Below are 21701 nucleotides of genomic sequence, written 5' to 3' on the forward strand. Positions count from 1 at the left end.
ATACCGGGTGTCGCCTGCACCAAGGTGGAGGTTCCCAACATGAGGACACCTTCGATGACCACCCCTCTGGCGGCACCCAAAGCAGACCCTGTCGATGAGTTCATCGGCGAAAACCTGCCCGAATGGCTAAGCAAGGCGCCGCCGGCGCGGATCACGGCTCTGCGAGAGGGTTTCGCCGCCCATCGTCGAACCGAGCAAGGCCTGGCAACAGCCTTGCAGCGCCTGGTGCCTCTGCAAGCGTTTGCCCTGCCATTGCTGCAGCAGGCACTGGAGCGCGATCTGGGCCTGAAGATCGACCTGCTGTCGGTGTTGTGGCGTGAGCGTTGGACCAAGTTTTCGTTGCCGGGAAACCAGGCGTTCGATACCTACCAGTCTCATCACCCGGCCCTCTACCACTTGTTGCAGAATTTTCCCGACGATGCCGAGTTTGGCGAGGGCAGTGGGTTCGTCGCCAAGCAGTCCGACGACCGCAATGTCCCGCTGTTGTTCGCTGACGCCAAGGGAGTGGCTCAGGCTTGCAACCGCTTGGACATCGGCAAACGCTATCAGGCCCACCTGACGGAGGTGTTCGACCCGTCCACCCTTGCGCTGTTGGTCGAAGACAAGCGCCAGCGCTTCGACCTCGCCATCGAAATTGCCGCGTTGAAAAAATCATTGGTGCGAGCCGACCTGGATCTACTGCGCTTGGTCAGTGCCGGCAAGCCCGTTTTTCACGTCAGCTACGACATCGTCAAGGTGCGGCAATTGGCATTGCTCGGCTACCCGCTGGAGGGAGCCTTGACCGTCGAATTGGGCAACGTCTGGCCGCCACGGGTGGTGCCGGCGAGCTTGCGCGTCGAGGCTGTGTTGCTGTACCTGCCAGACCAGCCGCTATGCCGATTCGACTCTTGGCGTGCATTGCAGGATGCACTGGTGACGCGCCTGCAGAGCCCCACGATCCAGGCGAAGCTCATCGAACGCATGGCCCTCAAGGATCGGGCGAGTTGTCAGCAACGCCTGAGTGTCCGTCTGAAAGATGCCAAACCCGACCTGGAGCCCAAGGGCGAGCTACTGACAGGCAATGTCTTCGTCGCCCTGGCCGACGCGCAGGTGAACAGGCTGCGCAGCGATGCGCGCTATCTTGCGGTTCCGACCCAGCACGTCAATGACGATCGCAAATGGGCCAAGCTCCGAGCCCTGGAGCGCGTGGGTGAAACCTTTGTGCAGTTGGCGGGGTTGTTGGTTCCGGCGCTCAATGCGGTGTTGATCGGCGCACTGGTGGTGCAAGTGCTCGAGGAGGTGTTCGAAGGTGTCGATGACTGGACACGCGGTCACCAGCATGAGGCACTGGAGCACCTGTTCGGGGTGGTCGAAAGCGTGGCGGTCAATGCCGCGCTGGCGGGTGCGGGGCATTACGTCGCGCGGACCTTCAGCCGCAGCGCTTTCGTCGATGAGCTGGTGCCGGTGTCTACCCAGGCGGGCACCCACCGCCTGTGGCATGAAGATCTGTCACCTTTTCGAGTGCAGACGTTACCCGCCGGGGCGGTGCTGGGCGAGAACGGTCTGTACAGCGATGGGGTGAATCACTGGTGGCAGCAGGAGGGATACTTCCATTCAGTGCATCAGCCCGAAACGCTCGGTGAGTGGCAACTGCGCCGTATCGATGGTCATGCGGGTTTTGCACCTTCGCTGTTCGGTAATGGCAAAGGCGCCTGGCACCTGGCTTGGCAACGACCAAGAGAGTGGCAGGGGGCGCGCACCCTGCTGACGCACTTGTGGCCTTGGGCAGTGGAGCTCGATGACCTGAAGACCGCGCAGGTTCTGCGGATCTGCGGTATCGACGAGGCCGCTTTGCGAGGGTTCGCCGTGGAGCGGCGACCTCTGCCCGCTGTGCTTCGCGATACGTTGCTGCGCTTCACGGCCAGTGCACGCATCGATACGTTCTTCAATGCGCTCGAGCAAGATGTCGCACACGGCGCGGACACGTCGTTGTTCGACTACTGCCTGGAGCAATTGGCGGATCCGGCGCTGGACGTCGAGAAACATGCTGGACAGATGATCGACGATGCGCCGCGGCTGCGTCAGGCGCTGATGACGCACCTGTCTACGCCAGCGTTGCCGGACGGTGCAGACCTGAGCCTGATCCGACGTGACTTTCCCGGATTGCCCGAGGCCTATGCGCTCGATCTGCTGTCTCAGGAAAATGCCGCGCTCGTCGAGCAGATGAACAGCCGCAAGCGCATTCCGCTGGCTCTCGCCGAGCAGGCGCGTGAAGCCTTGCAGTCGGCACGTATTGCCCGGGCGATCGAGGCACTGGTGCTCGGCAACAGCTACAGCGATGATTTGCCTGAGCTGGTGTTTGGCCTGCTGCGTCGCCATGCAGGGTGGCCTATGCAGATCAACTTCGAAGTGCGTGAGGGCAGCGCCTTCGGCCGCTTGACCAGTCGCCTGTTTCCCTCCGCTGCGACGGGTGAACTGAGGACGCTGGTCTGGAAAGAGGGGACGCTGCGTGTCTACCAGGATGGCATCGACGCGGACGGGGCACCTGAGCCGCCCAGCGATCTGTTTGCCAGCCTCCTGGCCTTCCTGCCCGGCGAGCACCTCGAGCGCCTGGGATGGTCTGGCGAGACCGGGACCACAGTCATGCGCACCGATCTGCTCGGCTGGTTGCCTGCCTCGCATGACGAGGTGGCGACCCTGTTGGGAATGACGGCTATTCGTCCCAGGTTTCGTCCTGGCAGACGCATGCCGGATGGTCGTTTTGGTTATCCGCTCAGTGGTCGCGGCAGCGCTGGCTCGCCGGCGGCGCGAACCTTGCGCACCCGTATACGGGCACTGTATCCGGGCTTCAGCGACCAGCAGGTTGAAACCTATGCCGAGCTGCTCGAGGGCCAGGGTTCCGCATTCGCAACCCTGCTTGGCGAGGAGCTGGAGTTTCGACGCTTGGACCGAGCCTTGCGAACCTGGATTCAAGTCCCGGGGCTGGCCCCGGCGAGGGCGGCACGACAGGTGGTAGCCGATGAGCTGCTGCGGATCTGGCGTACAGAAGGCCCGGTCGTACACCACGGGGGCGATGCAGGCATGCGTTTGAGCCTGGTTGGAGTACCGGTCGGTGAGCTGCCGACCTTACCAGTGAATACCAATTTCCGGCATGTCCAGGAGTTGGACCTGGTCAACCTGCGACTCTCTTCATTGCCTGCAGGGTTCCTCAGGTATTTTGGCCGACTGCGCAGCCTCAACCTCGCTAACAATTCACTCTCCAGTCTGCCGGGGGAGTTGGAGCGTTTGAGCAGCTTGCGCATTCTCAACCTGTCACGCAACAACTTGCGGTTGGGGGCGTCGGCGTACGGGGCGCTGGGGGGGCTGCGGCATCTGCGCGTCCTGGACCTCAGCCGTAATCCGCTAGGGTCGTTCGCCCTGTCGCTGCGCTCCTTGCAGCGGCTTCACGAGCTCGATCTGCGTGCGACCCAGCTGACGGTGTTTCCTGCGGGGCTGGAGCAGGCCGAATTGCTGGAGAGTGCCGATTTGCGTGACAACGAAATCAGCGCACTCCCCGATGGCGTGCTGCAAGCGCCCACTGTGCTGCGCCAGGCTTTGCGGCTTGAAGGCAACCCCTTGCCCGACGATTACTCCCAACTTCTATTGGGAGCACAGAGCCAGGCCGGGGCGTCGGCTCTGGATGCTCGCACGCTCTGGCTTGAACACTTCGAGGATACCGAGCGTGAGCGTCGCGCGGCACAGTGGGACCGGCTGCTCGAGGAGGACGGCAGTGAGGAACTGTTCGCGTTGCTCGGGCGTTTGGTGCAGAGCAGCGACTTCCGCTTGGCCCGAACCAACCTCGAACAGCGTGTCTGGACGCTGCTGGACGCGATACAGGGCGATACGCAACTGCGTGAAGACATCTTCAACCTTGCAGCAAACCCTACCACTTGCGTCGACAGCGTGGCTTCCTGCTTCAGCGCCCTGCAGGTCCGGGCGTTCGTTGCCAGCGGTTTGCGCGATGTGCCCGCAGCGCAAGCGCAAAGTACCCGACTGATGCTGGGGCGCAGGCTGTTTCGTCTCGACAGGGTCGAGCAGTACGCCCGTGCCGACATGATGCAGCGAGTCGCGGATGGGGCCGGGGTCGATGAGGTCGAGGTGAGTCTGGCCTATCGGGTGGGGTTGGCCCGCGACCTGGACCTTCCCGGTCAGGCTCGGAGCCTGCAGTTCGAGACGATTGCCGGCGTGACCCGCGCGGATCTCGATGCCGCGGCGGCACGGGTACGTGAAGCCGAGGCCAGTGACGAGCTGGCCCAATTCATCAGCGAACGCGACTTCTGGCTCGATTACTTGCGAACAACCGAGCCTGCACAGTTTGCGGCCATCGAAGAACCCTCGGACGATCAGATGTCGGCACTCGACGACCGCAGGGACGGGCTGACCGACCTGGAGTACCTGGCCGAGGCCAAATCGTTGAAGCAGTCGCGTGAAGCCGAGTTGCAGGCATTGGCGTTGCGCTTGACCCGCGATGCTCTGGGCGCGGGTCGCTAGATCGCTCGGTTGCAGGCCATGGTTGGAGTTCATTCCTCCTGCCGTGGCTTGAGGGGGGCCGGCGATAGTGCATGGCGAAGTTTGCGAAAGGAGCCTATCCCATGACATCTGTTTCTCCCCCGACCGTCGGCAAACCCAGCGTTGCCGAGGCAGTCGATGACTTTATCCGCACCGGGTTGCCCGACTGGCTCAAGCGCGCCTCGCCGGCCCAGATCAACCGCCTGCGGGACCGCTTCAAGAGCAGCCGGGCCAGCCAGGACAAGGTACGTGCGGCAACGCTCGACCTGATCCCGCTGCACACCTTCGCACTCGAGCAGTTCACGGCCTTGCTCGGCGGCCGGTTGCCGAAGGGCAGTACGCTCGATCAGTTGCAATGGCTGGATGTCAGGCGCGAGTTTGGCCTGGTTCCGGGCGTGCATTGGCCGTTCTATCGACCGGATTACAAGCGCCAGCCAGGGTTGTTGCGACTGATGCAGAACTTCCACGCCGATGACGCCGTACTCGAGGGCAGCGGGCTTGTGCATCCGGGGGCCGATGTTGTGCTGTCAGGCCCGGCGAGCGATCTGGCACGCGACTGTCGCAAGAAAAACGTCGGCAGCCTTTACCAGGCGCAGTTGGAAAAGGTTTTCAGTGCGTCGAACTGCGCGCTGCTGGCCGAGGACAAGCGCTCGAGCTTGAGCCTTGTGATCGAGATTGCAGCGCTCAAGGGGGAGATATCGGCGCTTGAGCAGGTCGCCCTGCAGGATATCGCCCAAGGTCGACCCGAGCAGCACGAGACGCTGCTGCGAGGCTATCCCGGCATGCTGACGGTGTTGGGATACCGTATCGTCGATGGCTTGACTATCGCTCTGCGCGACGCTGCCGGTGTGAGCAAGGGCATCATCCTGTACCTGCCCAGCGACCCACAGCATGCCCTGCGTCGCTACGACTCGTGGGAAGACTTGTGTGCCGCCCTGATCACTGCGCTTGGGGACAAGACCTACCTGGTGTTCTTCAGTGGCCTGATTGCGCTGGAGCAGCGCCCGGCGTTCCTGCAGACACTGGGCAAACGCTTGGCCGATGCCAGCCCGGACTTGCAGATCGAAGGCAGTACAGCGCAGGGCGAGCTGTTCGCGGAACTGGTGGCACAGCAGGTCCGACGGGTGAAGTCCGACGCGCGTTACCTGTTGGTGCCGACTGCTGATGCTGATCATGCTGCGACCCAGTCACGCCTGCAGGCGTGGCAGTCGGTCGGGCTTGGCCTGGCCAATCTGGCGGGGCTGTTCATTCCAGCGATCGGGGCGATGCTGTTTGGCCAGTTGGTGGTGCAGACCCTTTCGCAGGTGTTCGAAGGGGTGTTGGACTGGACCCGTGGTCATCAACACGAAGCCCTTGAGCATCTGTTCGGGGTGGCCGAGACCGTTGCTGTCACGGCTGCGGTGGCGGGAGGCGCAGCGGTGGTTGCGCGCGGGTTCACCCGCGCCAGTCATGTCGATGGCCTGGAACCTGTCGCTGTGCCGGGCGTCGGCATGCGTCTGTGGTCAAACTCGCTGGCCCCTTATGTTGCCGAGCCGCAACAGCCGCGCCTGCAGGATGATGGGCTTTATAGCAGTGCCGACACGCGCTGGCTGCGGGTTGGCAAACGTTTCTTCGCAGTGCACCAACCCTCGGCTGAAGGTGGCTGGCGCGTGCGTCATCCGCTGCGTGTGGCTGCCTATGGGCCGGCACTGGAAACCCTTGGCGAGCGTGGCTGGCGGCTGCACCTGGAGCGACCGCTGGAGTGGTCGGACGAGGCACGGATGCTGCAGAGCCTGTGGCCCCAGGAGCCGCTGTTGACCCGCACCGAGGCCATGGCCGTTCTCGACATGGCGGACATGAGCGTCGAAGAACTGCGTGGCTTGCTGGTGGACAACCGTGAGCTTCCGGCCAATCTGCGTGAAACGTTGCGACGCTTCGACGCGGACCGGCAGGTCTCGGCATTCTTCACGGCGCTGGCCGCGGATCAGGCACCCGCTGACGATGCGCGCATCGAGGCGTGGTGCCTGGCGTTGCCAGGTTCGCGCAAGGCGGACAAGGCCACGCTGCGCACGACCTTGCTGGCGCAGGCATCCGCGCTGCGCCACGATCTGTTCCGGTATCTGGTGGCCGAGAACCTGCCTGCAGACGCGCTGTGTACGCTGTTGCAGCGCGACTTTCCCGGGTTGCCTGCCCGCTATGCCCAGCAGGCAACTGCCAGGGTGTCGAGCCATCTGCGCAAGATCGCCCTGGCTGAATCACGTGTGCCGTTGGATGTGGCGAACGACGCCCGCGGCCTGTTGCAGCTGGCCCGCCTGAACCGCGCTTGCGAATCGCTGTACCTGGACAATGTATACAGCAACGAGGGCGCCGAGCTGATCCTGGCGCTGGCGGCACGGCTACCCGGGTGGCCACAGGCGTTACGCCTGGTGCTGCGCGAAGGAGCCCTTGATGGGCGGGTGGTCAAGGCTATCGGACCGGTTGCCGACGCTGCCTCCCAGGTCACATTGGTGCACAAGGACTGCCAGTTCCAACGCTATGACCATGACGCACGGAAGCAGGGTGAGCCCGCGATGTCCCTGGGACAGGCGCTGATCGACGCGCTGTCGGTCGAGGTGCGGACCGAACTGGGACTGGCAGGTGCAAATGCAGATTTGCTGTTGCGCACGGCGTTGCGTGCACAACTGCCGGGCACACGCAGTGAGCGTGTGCAACTGCTGGGCTGGACCCTGGGGAAACCATGGTTCAACCCCGCACGGCGCATGGCCGATGGGCGTGTCGGGTATCCGCTCAGTGGGCGTGGGCAGCCCGGCTCGTCCTGGCAGGCGCTGCTTGATCGTCTACGCGCGATCTACCCGGATCTCTTGCCCGCCCGACTCGAGGCGCGGCTGAGCCAGATGCAGCAGGCGTCCGGGTCTGTGTACCGGCGACTGGCCGAGCTTGAGCATGATTACGAACGGCTGGAGAGTGCACTCACGGGGTGGCTCAGCGCCGGGCTTGGCGGCAGCAGCCACGCCGCTCGCGTCCAAGCTGCCGAGCGCATGCGCCAGGCCTGGCGCCTTCAGGAAGGGCAGCAGACCCTGGTGCTCAGTGGCGCACAATTGCAGACCTTGCCCGCTTTCGCCCAATCCACTACGTTCGACAACGTTACCACGCTGGTGATCAGCGACACCTCGCTCAACCATATACCGTCCGATTTCCTGCGTTGCTTCAGTGCCCTGCGCGAGCTGGACCTGGGGGGCAATCATCTGCTGGCGGTGCCGCGAGGTATCGCCTGTCTGGTTGAGCTGCGTCGCCTGCGCCTGGCAAGCAACGCCATTCGTCTCGATGAGGCGGGTATCCAGGCGTTGACCGGCCTGCCACATTTGAGCCAGTTGGACCTGAGCAACAATCCGCTGGGGGCGTTGGTCCTGCGCTTCAATCACTTGCCGCAACTGCGCGAGGTCAGTGTGCGCCATTGTCGATTGGGCGCCTGGCCGGACGGTCTGGAGCAGTGCGGGTTTCTCGAGCGCGCCGACCTGCGCGACAACCAGATTCGTGTTGTGCCAGCGGCCGTCCTGCAGATGCCGAATGTTTTTCGCCGCGGCTTCATGGTCGACGGCAATCCTTTGTCGAACAGTGAGCTGCAAGGGCTCTATGGCCTCGACACGATCCAGGAGCACCTGCACCTTCCCGAGCGAATGGCCCGGCAGAATGTCGACACCGTGCGCGCCGCGTGGTTGGACAGGGTCGATGCGGAGTTGCACAACGCGCGGCTGTTCCAGTGGAACACGCTGCAGGCGATGCCCGACAGTGCCGGGTTCTTCCAGTTGCTGGGTTGGTTGACGCTCACCCAGGACTACGCCCAGGTGCCCGAGGTGCTGTCGACGCGGGTGTGGTCGGTGCTCGATGCCATCAGCGCCGACGCTGACCTGCGCAACCGGCTGTACGCGCTGGCCGATGAGAACCTGACCTGCCTGAATGCGGTCAGTGATCGTTTCAGTGACTTGCAGCGCTATGTAGCGATTGCCCGTGCCGATGCCAACACCTTGCATGAGCGGGGCATTGAGCTGATCACGCTCGGTCAGGGGCTGTTTCGCCTGGACCGGCTGGACCTGTTCGCCCGTGCCGACATCCGTCGCCGGGTCGAGGCCCGTGACAGTGTCGACCAGCTTGCGGTGCGCCTGTACTACCGCGTGAGCCTGCGGGAACGCCTGAGCCTGCCTTTCACTTCGCGGTTCATGGCCTATGCCTCGGCGGCCGAGGTGACAGATAGCCAGCTTCAGGATGCGTTGGTGGCGGTGAGGGCCGCGGAGTCGATCGAAGCCTTGGGTGAAAGCCTGAGCCAGCGTGCGTTCTGGCGACGCTATATGCTCGAGCGCCATGCTGCGGTCTTCGACGGCGTCGAAACGGACCATCAGGCGCGGTTGGTGGCGCTGCAGGCCAGGGCTGACCAGCTTTCGGCCGAGGACCTTGCCCTGGAGATCGAGGCGCTGGGGGGGCAGCGGGACGTCGAGGAACTCGAGATGATCCGTGAGATGACCCGGCAAATGCTGAAGGGCAGGGAGCGAGGGCTTGGCTGAATGCTCGGGGCGCTGACGCCACAGTGACCAAACCGATCATGCCTGATGAGCGCTTTTGCCATTGTCCGCAAGCTCAGGCAGCGCGACTATCGTCGGACCAAGGGTTCAACTCCAACAACAAGAAACCAGGAGTCCGACGATGCGTGATTACGCCGAGGCCGCGCGAGCATTCGAATATGCCCGGGTTGCCGCAGCCGCCTTGCAGGGCAACCTGCAGGCACTCAATGCCTGTGTCGAGTGCTGTGACCGGCATGTAGGCGGCAACCTGCCTGCGCTGATCTGTGAAGACCAGGAGGGTAACGGCGCACGCTACAGTTTCGAGCAACTGCAGGCCATGGCGGCACGCATGGGCAATGTCCTGAAGGATCAGGGCGTGGGGCCCGGGGACCGGGTCGCCGGCCTGATGCCACGTACCGTCGAACTGCTGGTGACGATTCTGGCGACCTGGCGCCTGGGGGCGGTGTACCAGCCGTTGTTCACCGCGTTCGGCCCCAAGGCCATCGAGCACCGCCTGGAGCAGTCCCATGCCCGGGTGGTAGTCACTGATCGCAACAACCGCCCCAAGCTGGACGATGTCAGCGGATGCCCGACGATCATCACGGTCGGTGCCGCAGCACACGAGCTGGATTTCCAGCAGGCGTTGGCGGCAGCGAGCGATCACTGCGAGCCGGTAATGCGCAGCGGCGACGACCCCTTCCTGTTGATGTTCACGTCCGGCACCACAGGGCCGGCCAAACCGCTCGAGGTCCCGCTGCGCGCGATTATCGCCTTTCAGGGCTACATGCGCGATGCCATCGACCTGCGCCCCGACGATACCTTCTGGAACCTGGCCGATCCGGGTTGGGCCTATGGCCTGTACTACGCTGTCACCGGCCCACTGGCGCTGGGACATGCCACCACCTTCTACGATGGTCCGTTCAGCGTCGAGAGCTGTGCACGGATCATCGACAAGCTGGGCATCAGCAACCTGGCCGGCTCGCCTACCGCCTATCGCCTGCTGATCGCAGCCGGTGAGGCGTTCTCGGCACCGATCCAGGGGCGCCTGCGGGTGGTCAGCAGTGCCGGTGAGCCGCTCAATCCCGAGGTGATCCGCTGGTTCGCCGAGGCCTTGAACGTGACCATCCACGATCACTATGGCCAGACCGAGTTGGGCATGGTGTTGTGCAACCACCATGGCCTGGTGCATCCGGTGCACTTGGGATCGGCTGGTTTCGCCATCCCCGGGCATCGCATCGTGGTGCTGGACGAAGCCGGCAACGAGCTGCCGGCCGGTCAGCCAGGGATACTGGCAGTCGACCGCGAGCAATCGCCGCTGTGCTGGTTTGGCGGTTACCACGGCGTCCCCACCAAGGCGTTCATCGGCAAGTACTACCTTTCCGGCGATACCGTCGAGCTCAACACCGACGGCAGCATCAGCTTCGTCGGTCGCAGCGACGATGTGATCACCACCTCCGGCTACCGCGTCGGCCCGTTCGATGTGGAGAGCGCGCTGATCGAACACCCGGCGGTGATCGAGGCGGCGGTGGTGGGCAAGCCTGACCCGCAGCGTACCGAGCTGATCAAGGCCTTCGTGGTGCTGGCTGCAGACCATAGCGCCAGTCCCGAGCTGGAAGAGGCCCTGCGCCAGCATGTGCGCCAGCGCCTGTATGCCCACGCTTACCCGCGTGAAATCGAATTCGTTGGCGAGCTGCCCAAGACTCCGAGCGGCAAGCTGCAACGCTTCATCCTGCGCAATCAGGAAATCGCCAAGCAACGCGCTGCGCAGGCCACCCCTGCTGGCGCCTGAAGGAAGACCTCCATGAACGTTCAACGCAAAAGTTTCATCGTCACCGGCGCCGCCTCTGGGCTGGGCGCCGCTACCGCACACATGCTGGTCGAGGCCGGCGCCCGTGTGATGCTGGTCGACCTCAACGCCGAGGCGGTCGAAGCCAAGGCGCGGGAGCTGGGTGACAACGCCCGTTTCGCAGTGGCCGACATCAGCAACGAGCAGGCCGCCCAGGTGGCGGTCGAGGCTGCCGTCAACGCCTTCGGCGGCCTGCACGGGCTGGTCAACTGCGCCGGTATCGTCGGCGCCGAAAAGGTCTTGGGCAAACAGGGACCGCATGGCCTCGCAAGCTTTGCCAAGGTGATCAACGTCAACCTGGTCGGCAGCTTCAACATGCTGCGCCTGGCCGCTGCGGCCATGGCTGAAGGGCCTGCGGACGAGGGGGGGGAGCGGGGCGTGATCATCAATACCGCCTCCATCGCCGCCTATGACGGGCAGATCGGCCAGGCGGCCTATGCCGCCTCCAAGGGCGCGATTGCCAGCCTGACACTGCCGACCGCCCGTGAACTGGCGCGCTTCGGTATCCGCGTGATGACCATCGCCCCCGGCATCTTCGAAACACCGATGATGGCGGGCATGACCCAGGAGGTGCGTGACTCGCTCGCCGCAGGCGTTCCCTTCCCACCACGCCTTGGGCGCCCGCAGGAGTACGCCGCGCTGGCCCGCCACATCATCGAGAACAGCATGCTCAACGGCGAGGTGATTCGCCTCGACGGCGCACTGCGCATGGCTGCCAAGTAAGGAGAAATACCCATGACCCTCGCCAACGATCCGATTGTCATCGTCAGTGCCGTGCGCACGCCCATGGGTGGCCTGCAGGGCGACCTGAAAAGCCTCACCGCACCGCAACTGGGCAGCGTGGCGATCCGTGCTGCAGTCGAGCGGGCCGGCCTCGATGCCGGCAGTGTCGAGCAGGTGCTGTTCGGTTGCGTGTTGCCCGCCGGACTCGGCCAGGCACCGGCGCGTCAGGCGGCGCTGGGTGCAGGCCTGGACAAGCACACCACCTGCACCACCCTGAACAAGATGTGCGGTTCCGGCATGCAGGCGGCGATCATGGCCCATGACCTGCTGCTGGCCGGCAGTGCCGATGTGGTGGTGGCAGGTGGCATGGAAAGCATGACCAACGCCCCGTACCTGCTGGACAAGGCTCGCGGTGGCTATCGCATGGGCCATGGCAGGATCATCGACCACATGTTCATGGACGGCCTCGAGGATGCCTACGACAAAGGCCGCCTGATGGGCACCTTCGCCGAAGATTGCGCCCAGGCCGGCGCCTTCAGTCGCGAGGCCCAGGATAACTTCGCCATTGCCTCGCTGACCCGCGCCCAGGACGCGATCAAGAATGGCCGCTTCAGCGCCGAGATCGTGCCGGTTGAGGTCACCGAGGGCAAGGAGAAACGGGTTATCAAGGACGACGAACAGCCGCCCAAGGCCCGTCTGGACAAGATTCCCCAGCTCAAGCCGGCCTTCCGCGAGGGGGGCACGGTGACCGCTGCCAACTCCAGCTCCATCTCCGACGGCGCCGCGGCCCTGGTACTCATGCGCCGCAGTGAAGCCGACAAGCGTGGCCTCAAGCCGCTGGCGGTGATCCACGGTCACGCAGCCTTCGCCGATACGCCTGCGCTGTTCCCGACCGCGCCGATCGGCGCCATCGACAAGCTGGTCAAACGCACTGGCTGGAGCCTGGCGGATGTGGACCTGTTCGAGATCAACGAAGCCTTTGCCGTGGTCACCCTGGCCGCGATGAAGCACTTTGACCTGCCCCACGACAAGGTCAACATCCATGGCGGCGCCTGTGCCCTGGGCCACCCGATCGGCGCCTCCGGCGCGCGCATCCTGGTGACGCTGCTGTCGGCCCTGCGCCAGAACAACCTGCGCCGCGGTATCGCGGCCATCTGCATCGGCGGCGGCGAAGCCACGGCGATCGCGGTCGAATGCCTGTACTGAGGTGAGCCATGCTGGTAACTGACGAGCAACAACAGATCGCCGATGCGGTGAAGGACTTCGCCCAGGAGCGCCTCAAGCCGTTTGCCGAGCAATGGGACAAGGCGCATCGCTTCCCGCGCGAGGCCATCGATGAGATGGCCGGCCTTGGCCTGTTCGGGATGCTGGTGCCGGAGCAGTATGGCGGCAGCGACACCGGCTATGTTGCCTACGCCATGGCCCTGGAAGAGATCGCCGCCGGCGACGGGGCCTGCTCGACCATCATGAGCGTACACAACTCGGTGGGTTGCGTGCCGATCCTGAAGTTCGGCACCGAAGCGCAGAAGCAACGTTACCTGGTGCCGTTGGCCAGCGGCGCGATGCTCGGTGCCTTCGCCCTCACCGAGCCCCAGGCGGGCTCCGATGCCAGCAGCCTGAAGACGCGTGCGCGCCTGGAGGGCGATCACTACGTGCTCAATGGCAGCAAGCAGTTCATCACTTCCGGCCAGAACGCCGGGGTGGTGATCGTCTTCGCGGTCACCGATCCCGAGGCGGGCAAGCGCGGGATCAGTGCGTTCATCGTGCCCACCGACACGCCGGGCTATCAGGTGGTGCGGGTTGAAGAAAAACTCGGCCAGCACGCCTCCGACACCTGCCAGATCGTCTTCGATGATGTGCGGGTACCGGTGGCCAATCGCCTGGGTGAAGAGGGGCAGGGCTACAAGATCGCTTTGGCCAACCTCGAGGGCGGACGTATCGGCATCGCTTCGCAGGCCGTCGGCATGGCCCGTGCGGCGTTCGAGGTCGCGCGTGACTACGCCAAGGAGCGCCAGAGCTTCGGCAAGGTACTGGTCGAGCACCAGGCCGTGGCCTTCCGTCTGGCCGACATGGCCACGCGCATCGCCGTGGCCAGGCAAATGGTGCTGCATGCGGCAGCCCTGCGCGATGCCGGGCGCCCGGCATTGGTGGAAGCGTCGATGGCCAAGCTTTTCGCCTCGGAAATGGCCGAAAAGGTCTGTTCGGATGCCTTGCAGACGCTCGGCGGATATGGCTATCTGAAGGACTTCCCGCTGGAGCGCATCTATCGCGATGTGCGGGTTTGCCAGATCTACGAAGGCACCAGTGACATTCAGCGCATGGTCATTGCGCGCAATCTTTGAAGGAGCAGCTTGCATGGCATTCGAAACAATCCTGCTGGACATCCACGGCAAGGTCGGCCTGATCACCCTCAACCGTCCCCAGGCGCTCAATGCCCTGAACGCGCAGATCGTGGCCGAGATCAACCAAGCCCTGGATCAGCTCGAGCGTGATCCGAACATCGGTTGCGTGGTCCTGACCGGTTCTGCCAAGGCCTTCGCCGCGGGCGCCGACATCAAGGAGATGGCCGAGCTCAAGTACCCGCAGATCTATGTCGACGACCTGTTCAGCGACGCCGACCGCATCGCCAATCGGCGCAAACCGATCATCGCCGCGGTGTCGGGTTTTGCCCTGGGCGGTGGCTGCGAACTGGCGATGATGTGCGACTTCATTCTCGCCGGGGACAACGCCAAGTTTGGCCAGCCGGAGATCAACCTCGGCGTGCTGCCGGGCATGGGCGGAACCCAGCGCCTGACCCGCGCCGTGGGCAAGGCCAAGGCCATGGAGCTGTGCCTGACTGGCCGTCTGATGGGCGCAGAGGAGGCCGAGCGGGCAGGGCTGGTGGCGCGCGTGGTGCCCCAGGCCGAGCTGCTGGAAGAGGCGCTGAAGGTGGCGGCGACCATCGCCAGCAAGTCGATCCCGGTGAGCATGATGGTCAAGGAAAGCGTCAATCGTGCTTTCGAGGTGAGCCTGAGCGAGGGTGTGCGTTTCGAACGTCGCGTGTTCCACGCGGCGTTTTCCACGGAAGATCAGAAGGAAGGTATGGCAGCGTTCATCGCCAAGCGCGAGGCGCAGTTCAAGGACTGTTGAGGTCGAGGGGCAGCGCCAGGGCGCTGCCCCGCTGTTTCAGTCCGTGAAGAAGTATTGTTTCGCGTCGGCCAACGAGATCGGGCTGCGGTACACCTCTTCCTGATTCAGCGTCTGCGGGCTGGTGACCGTCTTGCCCTGGGCAAAGCGTTGACTGGCCAGCTTCAGATGGCCGGCAACGAAATCCACCTTGGCGGCGGTTTTCGAGCGATAGTGAAAGTGGGCGTACCAGATCGCCTGCTCGTCGTGCTGCACGACATATTCGTCGAGGAAATCAGCAGGCCTGCCCTTGACCTTGGTCAGGGCTTTGCGCGTGCCAACAGGACTGATCGTCACCTGGTTCTGCTTGATCAGGAATTGCAGCTCACCCATGCGCGGTTTTTGCTTGAGTGCCGCTTTGGTACGCAGCCTGAGGCTTTCGGTCGTGAGCTGTGCCGCAAGGTCCTCGATCTCCTTGATGACGATCGCCGCGTCACTGTCTGCGCTGGCCTCATCGGTGGCATTGTCCGCAGTGAGACGGCGTTCTATGGCCTCGCGGGCGCTGTCGAGGCTGGCGCGATGGTCCGTGAGAATTTCCTCTATCTCTACCGGCAGGTAGTCGTTCGAGTATGACTTGCCGAGGTGTACCAGCTCCTTGCGTGCCGCAGCCATGCACGACTTGCCGTTCTTGAGCAGGCGCTTGAGCTTGGGCGGTTGTGCCGGAACAGGTGCTGCCTCGGGCGCTGCTACTTCGAGCTCGACCCAGCGATCGTCCTGGAGTGTGTAGCTGCGAGAGGGTGTCTCACTTGCGGGGGTGGGGATGTCGACGATGTTCGGATTGCCTTCACGTACTGTACCTAGCAGGATGCCATGCTCCTGTGTCTCGATCAGCCCGGGCAGTTGCGCTCGCAGTTGCTGGACCGTGCTGACCGGGATGAACTCAGGGAGCTCGTCGGCCTCCTTGGCCACGTCGTTCGTGAACGCGTCGAAATCCTGTTCCATGCGCTTCAATTCATCATGGCTGCGCTCTGGGTCCATATGGCTGATCAGATTGTTCAGTTGTCGTCGAGCCGTTCTGAGCTGGCCGCTGATGCTGTGCAGGACCCGGGCGGTAACTTCCTCTCCCGGGCTCTTCAACCTGGCCAGTTGCAGGTGCTGGGTGATGCTCATCTGCAGGTTGTTCCAGGCGCGCTTCATCCAGAAGGAGCCGTCCTCATCCAGTTGCTGGAGCATGGTCATGCGGTTGGTGCAGGCTTCGATGCGCATCCAGCGCAGCACCAGGTTCGAGGGGGGCTTGATGCCACCTTGGTCCACCACCTCGATGTAGCTGCTGATCTCGGGCTGGTGTTCGCTGCGCAGCTTTTCGAGTTGTGCTCTTTGCTCGGTGAGCAGGGAGCCGTGCTCTACCATCTGGTCCAGCAGCAACAGTATCTTCTCGATGCATTCGGTGAGGGTGGTGGCCTCTGCAGGGGTTATCTCATGGCCACTGTTCTGCCGACCGTACATTTCGAGCATTCGAGCGCGTAGTGGTTCATGCAAGCGATTCAGTGCACGGAAGACCTCCTGTTCGCAGCGCACATGCTGGCTGAGGGCAAACGCTCGGCGGATCTTGTACTTCTCCAGTACTGCGCGCTCGTTGCGTTGTCTGAGGTGCTCCAGGTGTTGCTCCCAGAACGTCGAGCATTCCTTGGCGGTCCCCAGGTACTTATGCAACGACGCTTCATCCTCCTTGCCCCCGACTTCCTTCACTGCATCGACCAGCATCTGCTGACGGCTTTGAGATTGCGCGCGTTCCTCGATGATTGTCGCGTTCAGCGTTGCCAGGGCCTTTGCGTTTTCGGCCCTGAGCTGTGTGATTCGCTTGCCCAGGGGCATGCCACCCTTGAGGTGCAGACGCAGGTCCAATCCCCAGCGGCCATCCTCCTCGCGGCGAATCCAGGGGCCCAGCTTGTCCGGGTTGGCGGTGTCGATGATGCGCTGACGCTGTGCGACAGGATCCAGTTGTACCTCGTAGACACTGCCGCCGAGTGAGACCCAGGTGCGTGCGTCATGCAGGAACAGGCCCTGCAATGCACCCTGAGGTATCGGAGGCCCCAGTTCGTCGATCTCATAGGGCGCCCGCAGCGCCAGCAGCGACTGACGCTGGGCACTGTCGAGCTTGAACAAAGGATTGCTCCAGGAGAAATCGGCCAGAGGATCGGCGCTCCCGTTTACCAGCGTCGGCAACTGATCGCGGTTGGGCGTGGCCAGCGGGTCGACGATAGGGGGCTCCAGCGGTCGTTGTAGGTCGATCCTTCGACGAGCATGGGCGAACAGCAGTGTGGCGAGGTTCAGCAACAGTTCCACCAGGCTGGCGGCACGGTCACTGGTGTCCTGTGGCCGGTCGCTGGTTGCCTGGAGGAAAGTGGTTTCCATCTGCACGATCCAGCCCGCAGTAGCCACGGATTCGGGCGCGAAAGGCAGTACCGTATTGAGCAGCAGCCAACCCAGTGTCTGCCAGCGTGCCCAACGTGCCTGTTCGCTGCTTTGCGCATGGCTGCTGAATTGCGCAATGGTTTCCTCTACGCAGGCCTTGTACAGCGCTGATGCGGGGTCTGGGCAGGGTGGTTCGATCGACAGCGACGCAGGGGCGGGCTTGCCGAACGGCACCGCCCAATCGTCCTCTCCTGGATGAAACAGGTGCGGTTCGCGAAAACCGCCGTAGGCGTATACCTTGCGCGCCTGTTCCGGGAGCCGTTGCAGGATGTCGTCCTGCAGGTCGCCAGGTGTGGCGAGCGCCTCGAACAGCGCCATGCGGTCCTGGAAGTACGACAGGGGGGTGGCCAGCAGCGGGCGATAGAGCAGGCATGCGCCCCCATTGTAGGCATTCTGCTCGATCAGCCATGTATTGCTCACTGGATCAGGGCTGGCATCGAGGCTCGACAGTAACGCGAAGGGTCGAAGGTACCACTGAGCCGACTGGGTCGGCGGGGTGGCAAACACTTCGGCGATCTCTCTGGAGAGGTCGGGGCCCGAGGTCAGGCCGCGCAGGTTCAGGTCCGTGACCAGCAGCGGCAACTGGCTGCGCAACTGTTTGCGCAGCAGCGCTGTGCGACGCTGTGCGGCTTGCGGGTCCTCGAGCAACTTGGCGCGCAGCATTTGCGGGTAGTGCTTTGCGATGTCCGCCTGGGTGATCAGTGCGCGTAGGTAGGATTCGTCGAACCATGCCGGCACGTCACTGCCATCGATGGATTCGACCACCACGTTGCCAGGTTGCAGCAGGCCCAGGTTGGCAATGGCCAATTGCGCGAGATCGAATCGTTCGACGTGAATGCTGCCACTGGTTACCAGGGAACCTGCCCCGGGTATTGCGACGGCAGTGACCTGATGGTTCGCGACGCGCAGTTGCTTGAGGTCAAGGTCGAAATCGGGATGGTTTTTCAGGATGTATTGGTAAAGCTTGGCATAGGCAAATGCCTGTGCGTCGAGAATACCGTCCAGCCAGCCCTTCCTGCCGGCGCCTTCGTAGGTCTGTGCGATATCGGTCAGTACCAGGGCATAGCGCTGCAGTTGCTCCGGTTGTGCGTTGCGTAACCACACCGGCAACTCCGCGGCCAGGCGGTCATGGGCTGCAGTGTCGTCGATACCGCACAGGCTCAGCATCGAGGTGATGCGGTCGAGCGCCAGTGCGAGTTCGTTGGGGCGTTGAAGTCGGTCGGGTATCGAAGTGACAGTGAGTGAGCCATGCAACTGTTGCTGTAACAGGCCGCTGGCCTGGTTGTCGAACGGTCGACCGGGGATTCCGATCAGGCGCATCATTTTTAGTGCAGGCGGTAATACGGCGGGTAGACGCCGCCTGGCCCGGGCCAGCATTGCGTTACGGCTTTGATACTGCAGTAATCGACCACTGGTGGTGAACAGCAAGGTGACCGCCTCTTTATCTTCAGAGGCCGGGCTTTCGATCAACAAGGCACTGGCAAGGTCCGGGTCGAGTTGCCAATTGTCCAGCATATCCAGGCGCACGTTGTGCAGAACGGGATCCTGAGTATCCGAGGTGCCGTCCAGCAGTTGTTGGGCAACCGCCAGCGTCCTGTCGTCCATCCACTGCTCCTTGCGGTGCTCGTCCAGTGCTTTTTTGTAGCGCTCACGCAGGTATTGGCTGCACCATTGCCAGGGCGACTTGCCGTCATGTTTGTCTGCATCCACCCAATAGTCAGTCAGCGCCTGGCGATATTCCTTTAGTAGAAACGGTGCGGTTTCGTTGATCAGGGCCTCGATCGGGTGCAGTGGGGTTTCCAGTGTCTTGTCGTCAAGGCCTGGCTGAGTTTGGACCAGTGTGTCTTGCAGTGGTGTGAGGTTGAGGGTCGTCTTGAGGATGTGGCGCTGTATCAGCATGCTGGTCAGGGAGTGCTGGTAGGGGGCTGTACCGGCCTTGCCTGTGCTGCGAATGGACAAGGTCGCAGGATCGAGTGAGGGATCCAGTTTGCAGGCCAGCCATTGCTGCTTGAGCATACGACTGGCTACATCCTGAAGCGAGGGTCTTGTCTGGAAGTGCTTGGCAATCTCGCAATCCAGGTCACCGACCTGTGGGTGGGGGCTAGAAAGGCTCATGGCCGAGGTTCCTTTATGAAGGGGAACCCCAGATGATCATCGTCGACAGGTGGGGTAGAGGTAGCTTGTCACTACCTGGAGCGGGGCGTTCGGCGTTGCAGCTGCAGGCTGACAGCATGGCGCTGTTGTTGCATATTATCGGGGCGTGCGTTGCCATCCGTGCTGGTGCCCACCCCCGGGTATGATCCTGGGGTAATCCGTCCGATTCGGCAGATTCCTCTGTCATTTCTGTTGCCCCACGGGGCCGCGCACCTTAGACTGCCGCCCCCTGTAAAAGAGTGCCGGTTGGCGCTTGAAGAATTCCGTTGCCTGCGAGCCATCGCCGGTGGCACCCGAATCGCCCAAATGCACATTTTTTCATAGAGAAATCGATGACCAAGGAACAGTTGCTGGCCATGTCGGCCGATGACTACATGAATGCCGATCAGCTCGGGTTCTTTAGCGCGCTGCTGCAAGCGATGAAAGTCGAGACCCATGAGCGCATCGAGCTGAGCCGCGCCACCATCGAAAGCTTGGACACGCCTTCTGATCCGGCCGACGTGGCCTCGGTCGAAGAAGAGCGTCATTGGCTGGTCAATGCCATCGAGCGCGATCAGCGCCTGCTGCCGCAGCTGGAGATGGCCCTGGGCCGTATTGCTGACGAGAGCTTTGGCTGGTGCGATGACAGCGGCGAGCCGATTGGGCTGCAACGCTTGCTGATCAGCCCGACCACCAAATACTGCATCGAAGCCCAGGAGCGTCACGAGCAGCTCGACCGCCACCAGCGGCAGATCTGAACGGACACACTCGGCGCAAGGCCCTGCGGAGCAATCCGCGGGGCCTTTCGCGTTTCCGTAGGGGCTGAAAACATGTCGATTTGTTGCGATTGATGCAATACAGCTCTACGGGCGAGTGCTTTTTCTCGGCTTTGGAGGATCGTATTCTACCCATGTAGTTAGCTTGCTAATTAAGTGGAGAGAAATGATGCAATCCCGGGTCAATGTGGCAGTGATGATAGGTTCCGGCGTACCTGCGATGCTGCGGGCCCGAGGGCAACGGGCGTGCTGGGTGGTGTTGGTCGATGGCGAGCGTCGTGGTACTGCCTTTGCCAGCCGGGCTGAAGCGTTGGAGTGCCAGGCCGCCTGGTTGCAGCAACTGGCGAAGGGATATGCGGCTTAGCGGTCCAGGCTTCGCGCCAGCTCGCAGGCTGCCAGGTGGCTGCGGCGAAACCCCATGACCCGGCCAGTGGTACGCTCGGTGATGTGGAAGAACGCGACGCCGGCGGGAATTACCACGAAACGTGCGACGTTGCGTAGAGGTCGGATGTAAGAAATGTTCGAGACCTCTCGACGGATTTCGGTGTTTTCGTGCATATTCTTTCCCCTGTAAATGCATGGACGAATATCGGACCCATTCTGCCGAGGGGCCTGGCTTTATCTATTGCATCTTTTCTGGCGGCATTGTTGTCAGACAAAACTGTTCCCCATGCGGGATCTATGCCGAGTGTTCTCCAGGGGTTTTGTTGGCGTGCGAGTGTAAAAAATCCTACTTGCCGTATCGATGAGCCCCGCAGACGCTTCAAGCATTGTGTCACTAACCTTTCAGACATCACTTTGAAATGGCCGCCGCGTCACGCCTTCACGACTTCGTGTGGCGGCGGGAAACAACCGGTTCGAGGATCACTTCATTGGCAGTCAGTACTCTGGATACCCACGCCCTGTTCGCTTTGGGCGACTTGCGGGCCAAGTTGGTCAAGCTCTTTCAGGGCCGTTTCATCTACGTCACCGAGCAGAACCCCGATGGCCTTTACATGGCCGAGATCGATACCGACAACGCGATGGTTGTCGATGACAAGCAACGTCTGGAACTGAAGGTCGGGGATCACTTCCGTGCCGCCGTCCTGCCCAGCCGCGAAGGTGGCAAGCTCGAGCTGCGTTTTCGCGAGATCAAGTTCAATGTATATGGGGTGGGTGACTATGCGTTCGTCTCGGTGCCCGAGGGCGACGGCATTGTCTTCCGGGACGGGCAGGGCGTGATGCTTGTGTTCGCTGCCCAGTCCCAGGTGGCGGAAGGCCTGGGCAAACTGCTCAAGGCGGTGACCGGCAAGGTCGCCAAATGGCGCAAGGGCGAGCTGACCACTTTCAAGGCCAGTGAATGAGTGGCGACGATGCGTTGCCTGCGGGGCGCGCCGAGTTTCACCAGCGTCACAAGGCGCAAGCCATTCGGGACGCCGAGCGCTTGATCGCCCATCGAGCACAGTTGAAAGAAGGCTGGCTGGCCTGGGTAGCGGGTGAGCTCTATCGGCTCGGCCCGCCTCCTTATGTGGCCATGGTGCGGCGCGAGCTGCAGCGCCTGACCCAGCACTGACAGCGTTGACCATTCAGATCCGACTGGCG

The 21701-nt window shown here is 62.8% G+C and carries 13 protein-coding genes; 11 read left to right on the forward strand and 2 right to left on the reverse strand.

What is annotated here, in order from left to right; genetic code table 11:
* Positions 1 to 54 precede the first annotated feature (54 nt).
* The 7 genes from ACPZMI_RS17080 to ACPZMI_RS17110 all read left to right on the forward strand — a co-directional run bounded on the left by ACPZMI_RS17080 (position 55) and on the right by ACPZMI_RS17110 (position 14760).
* Entirely contained in the window at positions 55 to 4509 is a 4455-nt protein-coding gene (locus tag ACPZMI_RS17080) for an NEL-type E3 ubiquitin ligase domain-containing protein (RefSeq protein ID WP_426352709.1), read from the forward strand.
* Positions 4510 to 4610: 101 nt separating this feature from the next.
* Positions 4611 to 9065 (forward strand): NEL-type E3 ubiquitin ligase domain-containing protein, encoded by a 4455-nt coding sequence (locus ACPZMI_RS17085; protein ID WP_426352710.1) that lies wholly within the window; start codon positions 4611 to 4613, stop codon positions 9063 to 9065.
* A 139-nt stretch (positions 9066 to 9204) separates the two neighbouring features.
* Positions 9205 to 10851, forward strand: a complete 1647-nt coding sequence (locus ACPZMI_RS17090; protein WP_186666158.1) for an AMP-binding protein — start codon at positions 9205 to 9207, stop codon at positions 10849 to 10851.
* Positions 10852 to 10863: 12 nt separating this feature from the next.
* The gene (locus tag ACPZMI_RS17095; protein WP_411382911.1) at positions 10864 to 11631 is read left to right on the forward strand and encodes an SDR family NAD(P)-dependent oxidoreductase; all 768 of its coding nucleotides are present in this window, start codon (positions 10864 to 10866) and stop codon (positions 11629 to 11631) included.
* Positions 11632 to 11643: 12 nt separating this feature from the next.
* A complete protein-coding gene (locus tag ACPZMI_RS17100; protein ID WP_186666156.1) occupies positions 11644 to 12837 on the forward strand; it encodes an acetyl-CoA C-acyltransferase in 1194 nt (397 codons plus the stop codon).
* An 8-nt stretch (positions 12838 to 12845) separates the two neighbouring features.
* Positions 12846 to 13973 (forward strand): acyl-CoA dehydrogenase, encoded by a 1128-nt coding sequence (locus ACPZMI_RS17105; RefSeq protein ID WP_186666155.1) that lies wholly within the window; start codon positions 12846 to 12848, stop codon positions 13971 to 13973.
* A gap of 13 nt (positions 13974 to 13986) precedes the next feature.
* On the forward strand, positions 13987 to 14760 hold the full coding sequence (locus tag ACPZMI_RS17110; RefSeq protein ID WP_186666154.1) for an enoyl-CoA hydratase: 774 nt from the start codon (positions 13987 to 13989) through the stop codon (positions 14758 to 14760).
* A 36-nt stretch (positions 14761 to 14796) separates the two neighbouring features.
* Here the strand turns inward: ACPZMI_RS17110 and ACPZMI_RS17115 are convergent, their stop codons facing one another.
* The gene (locus tag ACPZMI_RS17115; RefSeq protein WP_426352711.1) at positions 14797 to 19326 is read right to left on the reverse strand and encodes a hypothetical protein; all 4530 of its coding nucleotides are present in this window, start codon (positions 19324 to 19326) and stop codon (positions 14797 to 14799) included.
* 371 nt (positions 19327 to 19697) lie between these two features.
* Here ACPZMI_RS17115 and ACPZMI_RS17120 point away from each other — a divergent pair, with 371 nt between their 5' ends.
* Together ACPZMI_RS17120 and ACPZMI_RS17125 are read left to right on the forward strand one after the other, a co-directional pair.
* On the forward strand, positions 19698 to 20102 hold the full coding sequence (locus ACPZMI_RS17120; protein ID WP_186666151.1) for a TraR/DksA family transcriptional regulator: 405 nt from the start codon (positions 19698 to 19700) through the stop codon (positions 20100 to 20102).
* Between the two features lie 187 nt (positions 20103 to 20289).
* Complete coding sequence (locus ACPZMI_RS17125) at positions 20290 to 20484, forward strand: hypothetical protein (protein WP_186666663.1); 195 nt, start codon at positions 20290 to 20292, stop codon at positions 20482 to 20484.
* On the opposite strand, the gene ACPZMI_RS17130 is transcribed toward ACPZMI_RS17125, so the two are convergent.
* Entirely contained in the window at positions 20481 to 20678 is a 198-nt protein-coding gene (locus ACPZMI_RS17130) for a hypothetical protein (protein ID WP_186666683.1), read from the reverse strand. The genes ACPZMI_RS17125 and ACPZMI_RS17130 overlap by 4 nt on opposite strands.
* 314 nt (positions 20679 to 20992) lie before the next feature.
* On the opposite strand from ACPZMI_RS17130, the gene ACPZMI_RS17135 reads away from it, so the two are divergent.
* Positions 20993 to 21463, forward strand: coding sequence for a hypothetical protein (locus tag ACPZMI_RS17135; RefSeq protein WP_186666150.1), 471 nt, complete (start codon positions 20993 to 20995; stop codon positions 21461 to 21463).
* The gene (locus ACPZMI_RS17140; RefSeq protein WP_186666149.1) at positions 21460 to 21672 is read left to right on the forward strand and encodes a hypothetical protein; all 213 of its coding nucleotides are present in this window, start codon (positions 21460 to 21462) and stop codon (positions 21670 to 21672) included. The genes ACPZMI_RS17135 and ACPZMI_RS17140 overlap by 4 nt, the downstream gene beginning before the upstream one ends.
* Positions 21673 to 21701: the final 29 nt, after the last annotated feature.

Source organism: Pseudomonas wayambapalatensis (assembly GCF_049942315.1).
Classification (GTDB): domain Bacteria; phylum Pseudomonadota; class Gammaproteobacteria; order Pseudomonadales; family Pseudomonadaceae; genus Aquipseudomonas; species Aquipseudomonas wayambapalatensis.